The following is a 6,515-nucleotide window of genomic DNA, read 5'->3' on the forward strand; positions in this document are numbered from 1 at the left end:
TTTCACGAGCGCGGCTTCGTGCTCTTCGATGCGCCGATCCTGACCCCCACCTCGTGCGAAGGCACCAGCAACCTGTTCGAGCTCGACTACTTTGGGGAGCGCAAGGCCTATCTGACGCAGAGCGGACAGCTCTATGCCGAGGCGGGCGCGCTCGCCTTCGGCAAGGTCTACTGCTTCGGCCCGACCTTTCGCGCGGAAAAATCCAAGACCCGCCGCCATCTGACGGAATTCTGGATGGTCGAGCCGGAGGTCGCATATTTCGACCTCGACGACGATATGCGCCTGGCCGAGGACTTCGTTTCATACATCGTCCAGCGGGTGCTTAAGCGGCGTGGTACCGAGCTGAACACCCTAGAGCGCGACATTTCCAAACTTGAGCCCGCCGCGAAAACGCCCTACCCGCGCGTCACCTACGATGAAGCCATCGAGCGGCTTGGCCAGAGCGGCGCGGCGGTCAAGTGGGGCGAAGATTTCGGGGGCGACGAAGAGACGATTTTATCGAGCGAGTTCGACCGCCCGGTGCTGGTTCATCGCTATCCGACCCAGTGCAAGGCATTCTACATGAAGCAGGATCCCGCGCGGCCCGAGGTCGCGCTGTGCGTCGACATGCTAGCACCCGAAGGACACGGCGAGATCATCGGCGGCGGACAGCGCGAGGATGATTTCGAAACGCTCAAGAATAAGATTCTCGCACACGACCTGCCGCTCGCACCGTTCGAATGGTACCTCGATCTGCGCCGCTACGGCTCGGTTCCGCACGCCGGATTCGGGATGGGTATCGAACGGATGACCGGATGGCTCTGCGGCATTCACCACATCCGCGAATGCATCCCGTTCCCCAGGATGATGGAAAGAATCGAGCCCTGAACCCTTCTGTCGTTAGTCTACCTCACAAGATGCCGAACAACGCGGGCGGTGGCTGGCAAATACCGCTTCACGCAGCGTAACGTGCCGGCGGGGTCCACTCCGTTGCCAGCGCATCGTACTGCGCGATCAAGTCCTCCACATCGGTACGATTCGCGCTGCGGCGAATCATTTCGTGCAGCTGCGCAATACGTTCGGTCTGCCGCTGGCGAGTCATCGCGCCCAGGGTGCGATCCATGAGGGCGCTCACTACTTCTTGGCCGGAGTACTCGCGGCCGTGGGCACCATAGAGCGTGCGCGCCGTGATTTCGGACAACGCGGTGCGCAGGTACTCGACGTGGGGCGCTTCGTCGGAGCGAATGTCGCGAACCAGGTCGGTCGCCTCCTTGGGTGCATCGGAAACCGCGGGGTCCGACAGCACTTCTTCGGCCCACGCGAAAGTAGAACGCGCGAACACTTCGATCGCGAGTACGTTCACCATGAAGCGGACCAGCCGCTCGACCTGCGGACCCAATTCCGGAAACAGCGGGAGCGGTTCCTGGCCGCGCCGCGCCATGATGCCGGCGAAAACTTCCGGTGAGATAAACGGATTGGAGAACGCGGCGTCTCGCGCCGCATCCCACATCTGGCGATGCCCGCCCTCCTGTTCCCATCCCGCCTCGTCGCGTGCGTGCGCTTCGAACAAACCGCGCGACAGATGCTCGAGCGCGGTCCCGGTGACTTCTTCGCGCACAAACGACTTGAGCGAGGGCACCGGCAATTCCCGAATCATCGCACCGAAACCCTCGACGATCGCGATTTCCGTAAGTAGGCGAATGATCGGTTCGCGCACGCCCTTCCGAATTAGGAACTTGGCCTGCGCGGCGCCGATCGAATGCGGTGGAATAACATCCTCGGGAATCTCCACCAGCGGAAGCGGCGAAGTCGCAAGATGCTGACGCTGCCAAGCCTGCACCGCGGGCACCCGCCACAGAGTCCGGGGCGAATGGTAGCCTCCATCGGCATCGAACCCGCCGTGGCATCGCACACCCCTCACGATAAGAGGTTCCGCAACCGGAACGTTGGCAAGTAGCTCCTGCGCGCTGAACGAAAGTCGTGACTCATGCAGCATGACGGTTCCCAAACTCTTCCCTAACATACGTTAGGCGTGGGAAGCGAGTCAAACCCTTGTGGGGTTAGGAGACAGAAGGCGTTTTCAGGTCACCCCCTTTTTGAACGCAGTCCACCGCAAGCCGACGCCTGACGAATCTTGCTAGAGCTCTAGGGTTGTTGACGAAGGGAACTGGCGGTTTGATCGATGAACTTACGCGGGCGAGTTGTACGTTTAGCGCACTGACGCCGAGAAACAATATCTCGATGCTGAGCGGCTACGGAATCCGCATCGTTATTGAAGGTGGCCATCCTGTTGAGTGGGGGTGGCTCTTTGGGACAACCATCCACGGCTCCAAGGGTGTGGGCAGCGCGGCGCCGGGGGGCGTTGCGGGTGAGATGCTAATTACGTTGCCTGCCGTCGATAATCGATTCCGCCCTCAAAATTGACCGACCAGTTCTGCCGACATGCAACCAAGGAGTTCATGGAGTGACGGTGACAAGTGTCGAACCCTGAACCCCGCCGAGGGTTGCTGTTATCGTGGTTACCCCAGGCTTTTTGGGCATCAACCGACCGTTGGTCACCGGTGATGAACTGCTGATAATGTGCGCAACGGTCTCGTTCGAGGAGATCCAATCGACCTGTGACGTCACGTTTTGGGTAGTACCATCGGAGAAAACGGCGGTTGCAGTCATCTGCAGCATCCCCTTCTCCAAGCTAGGGTTGGCGGGTGTGACAATGAGCGAAGTCAGGGTCGCGGCGGTCACGATGACCGTGGTCGAACCCTGGATGCCGCTCAGCGTCGCAGTGATCGCGGTGCTCCCGACACCCAGGCCCGTGGCCAACCCTTTGGTCCCGGCTGCGTCGCTGACCTGCGCGATCGCATTGTTGCCTGAGGTCCAACTCACCTGACTCGTGAGATCCTCGGTAGTCCCATCGCTGAAGGTCCCGCTGGCGGTCGGCTGCACCGTGGTCCCCTTGGCGATCGATGGAACGGCCGGTGTGATGGTAAGCGAGGTCAGAGTCGGGGCAGTCACGGTGACTGTGGTCGAGCCCTGGACGCCGTTGAGGGTAACGGTTATTGCGGTGCTTCCCACACCGATGCCCGTGACCAACCCTTCAGTCCCCGGCGCGCCGCTGACCTGCGCGATCACGTTGTTGCCCGAGGTCCAGCTCACCTGACTCGTGCAATTCTGAGTAGTGCCATCAGTGAAGTCGCAAGTCGCGTTTAGCTGGACCGTGGTGCCTTTGGCGATAGAAGGATCGTCGGGGTCGACCGTAATCGAGGTTACGATCGCGGCGGTCACGATGACCGTGGTCGAACCCTGGACGCCGTCGAGGGTCGCAGTTATTGCGCTACTCCCCGCACCCAGGCCCGTGGCCAACCCTTTGGTCCGGGCTGCGTCGCTGACCTGCGCGATCGCATTGTCGCCCGAGGTCCAACTCACCTGACTCGTGAGATCCTCCGTACTCCCATCGCTGAAGTTGCCGGTAGCGATCAGCTGCATTTCGGTCCCCTTCGCGATCGAAGCGTCGGGCGGTGTGATGGTAAGCGACACCAAGGTCGCGGCGGTCTCGGTGAGCGTAGTCGAACCCTGGACGCCGTCGAGGGTCGCGGTTATTGCGCTACTCCCCGCACCCAGGCCCGTTACCATCCCTTCAGTCCCCGGCGCGTCGCTGACCTGCGCCGTAGCATTGTCATCCGAGGTCCAGCTCACCTGACTCGTGAGATCCTCGGTAGTCCCATCGCTGAAGTTGCCGGTGGCGATCAGCTGCATCTCGGTCCCCTTCGCGAGGGAAGCGTCGGGTGGTGTGATGGTAAGCGAAGTCAAAGTCGCTGCCGTCACGATAACCATCGCCGAACCTTGGATGCCGCCGAGCGAGCCGGTGATTGTGGCGTTTCCGGCACCCGCACCCGTGACCGACCCCTTGGTCGGTGACGTGTCGCTGACCTGTGCGATCCCGCTGTCGCCGGTGGTCCAGCTAAGCTGGCTCGTGCAATCTTGGGTAGTGCCATCGCTGAAGTTGCATGTTGCGGTCAGCTGTAGCGTCGTCTTCTTGGCGATTGAATCGATCGCGCCGGCAATAGTAATCGAGGTCAAGGTCGCCGCAGTCACGGTGACAGTGGTCGAGCCCTCGATGCCGTTGAGGGTCGCAGTTATTAGCGTGTTCCCGGGACTCACGCCCGTGACCAGCCCGATGGTGCCTGACGTGTTATCCACTTGGGCAATCGAGCTATTGCCCGAGCTAAAACTCACCTGGGTAGTGAGATCCTGAACACTCCCATCGCTGAAATTCCCTAGTGCGACCTCCTGCACGGTGGTGCCTTTGGCCACCAGCGGGTTGACCGGTTGGTCCGTGATCGACTTCAAGGTGGCGTTGGTGACGGTGAAGGTGCTGATCCCGGCTATCCCGTGGAGCTTGGCCTTCACTTTGGTCGCGCCGACGCCTTTTCCATCAGCAAGCCCCTTCTGGGCAGCCGCGTTACTGACAGTCGCCACGGTTTCGTCTGCAGACTCCCAGGTCACGGAATCGGTGACATCTTTCGTGGTCTTATTCTTGAAGTTGGCGGTGGCGTGCAGTTGTACATTGGTCCCAACAGCGATCGACGAATTAACCGGGTCGATGGTGATTGATTTGATATTCGTTACTGGAGCGCCCCCGCCGCCCCCGCCGCAAGCCTGCAGGAAACTGCCGAGCAAAATCGGAATTGCGAAGATCAGTAAGAGCCGAGGGAAAAGACCGCGCGTAACTTTAGCGGAGCTAATCGCTCGAAAGGACGACCAATGAATACCCTGTCTCTTCGGGCACTCCATGTCTCCCCCCAACAGGAGAATAGTGCTCGGTAGGATTTTGCGTCCGATGGTTGATTTCGCCCTACCTCCAATACCACGAGAGGCGATTTTGGCAAAAGCGACCTGTCCCGCGGACGTCAGGAGTTCATCTATTCTTTGCGACATGATCCGAATTCCCGAAGGCTCAGCCCCACTTTCCAGGACAAATCGTGGGCCATCGCCGCCGATGTCACGACTCTCGACGATGGTGGCGGCGAAGCGGTTCCCTCGATGAGACCTTCGACGTTGGTGAGGCTCGGAAACGCCGATGCTAGAAGACTATGCGCACAGGATGCCCGTATGCCTTCTCTCGACGCCGAAGAAGCTCGTCGTTTTACTAGACCCCTCAACTAGGCGACGAGAAGCGAAAACGACGCCCTCGAAGAAGACAGCTATGGCGAATGGCCGTTTCAGTGAGACTCGGCCTCTCGGCACACGCAGGTTGACGGTTTTCTTCGTGCGACCATGATGTTCGCCAGCAGAAGCCGCGACCTCCCTCAAGTCCAATTGTAAGGGCGGTGCCCGGAGGCCATTATTTTCGGAACCTCCACGGGATACGCAGAGAATTTGGCTCTTCGGGCCGGTTCGGGTCTTCCAATTAAACAGCAAACTCCAGCTCCTCTGCGCGCTGACGAAGCGACCACCATCGCGACCGATGCGTATGTTTTCGGTTATCCCCTGGTGACAATGGAAATGACTCGGCGGATAACCACGAACGTCACCGCACTGCAGGGATTGCACGCTCCGATGGGGCAATTTGCCAGCGCTCGGACGTATCCGACGGCCGCGTTCCGCGACGTGACCGCACCCAACGCCGACACGCTCTATTCGTCTGCCTGGCTCGACCTCTCGAAGGAACCATACGTCCTGAGCCTGCCCGACGCGCAGGGCCGCTTCTATCTTTTTCCGATGCTCGACGCGTGGACGACGGTATTTCAGGACCCGGGCACACGAACTACCGGCACCGGCGCACAGAACTATGCAATTACCGGCCCGCATTGGTCGGGCAGTCTCCCGAGCGGTGTAACCGAGTACAAATCGCCAACTAACCTCATCTGGATCCTTGGACGGATCTACGACTCGAGCATCGACATAAAAACTCCGGTGCGCGATCAGGTGAATGCGCTCGATGCGGCATGGGCTACATCAAAGATGTAGGGAAATTCGAAAATGGCTGGTGTTCCCCGGAGTCACCGGCATCTACGGCACCAACTATCTGGATCGCGCGACGGTCACGTATTACGGGCTTGGCGCGAACCGACCGCAGGATGCAATCTATCCAACCTCGGAAGTTGACGCCGCGGGGAAGCCGTACTCGGGGGCCAACAAATACGTCATGCATTTGGACAAGGACCAGATGCCGCCCGCCAAGGGGTTTTGGTCACTGACGATGCACGACGCGAACTACTTCTTCGTTGCAAATCCGCTCAACCGGTACACGCTCAGCGCGCGAAATAATCTCAAGACGAAGGCCGACGGTTCGGTCGACCTACTGATTCAGCACGAGTCACCGGCAAGGGCGAGAAATCTAACTGGTTGCCGGCGCCAGCCGACAAGTTTGTTTCTCATGCTCCGCTTGTACTGGCCTAGCGAGACGCCTCTATCGCTACTGGACGGTAGCTGGACGATTCCGGCGGTGAAAGAGGCACGATAAAACGAGGTCCCACTGTCTCCCGGCATCTGCTCGAAAGGTCCTGCTTCTCCGGGACTTTCGGATTCGGCAAAAC

Annotated in this window: 5 protein-coding genes; 3 read left to right on the forward strand and 2 right to left on the reverse strand. The window is 59.9% G+C overall.

Features of this window, described 5'->3' with window-relative positions:
• A partial coding sequence (gene asnS / locus VGI36_19280; GenBank protein HEY2487292.1) for an asparagine--tRNA ligase occupies positions 1-867 on the forward strand: 867 nt, incomplete at its 5' end.
• Positions 868-934: 67 nt separating this feature from the next.
• Here the strand turns inward: asnS and VGI36_19285 are convergent.
• Positions 935-1,975, reverse strand: coding sequence for a hypothetical protein (locus VGI36_19285; protein ID HEY2487293.1), 1,041 nt, complete (start codon positions 1,973-1,975; stop codon positions 935-937).
• Positions 1,976-2,436: 461 nt separating this feature from the next.
• Positions 2,437-4,656, reverse strand: a complete 2,220-nt coding sequence (locus VGI36_19290; GenBank protein HEY2487294.1) for an Ig-like domain-containing protein — start codon at positions 4,654-4,656, stop codon at positions 2,437-2,439.
• Between the two features lie 825 nt (positions 4,657-5,481).
• Here VGI36_19290 and VGI36_19295 point away from each other — a divergent pair.
• Together VGI36_19295 and VGI36_19300 are read left to right on the forward strand one after the other, a co-directional pair.
• On the forward strand, positions 5,482-5,946 hold the full coding sequence (locus VGI36_19295) for a DUF1254 domain-containing protein (protein HEY2487295.1): 465 nt from the start codon (positions 5,482-5,484) through the stop codon (positions 5,944-5,946).
• A gap of 19 nt (positions 5,947-5,965) precedes the next feature.
• Positions 5,966-6,442 (forward strand): DUF1214 domain-containing protein, encoded by a 477-nt coding sequence (locus VGI36_19300; protein HEY2487296.1) that lies wholly within the window; start codon positions 5,966-5,968, stop codon positions 6,440-6,442.
• Positions 6,443-6,515 lie beyond the last annotated feature (73 nt).

This window comes from Candidatus Binataceae bacterium (assembly GCA_036495685.1).
GTDB lineage: Bacteria > Desulfobacterota > Binatia > Binatales > Binataceae > JAFAHS01.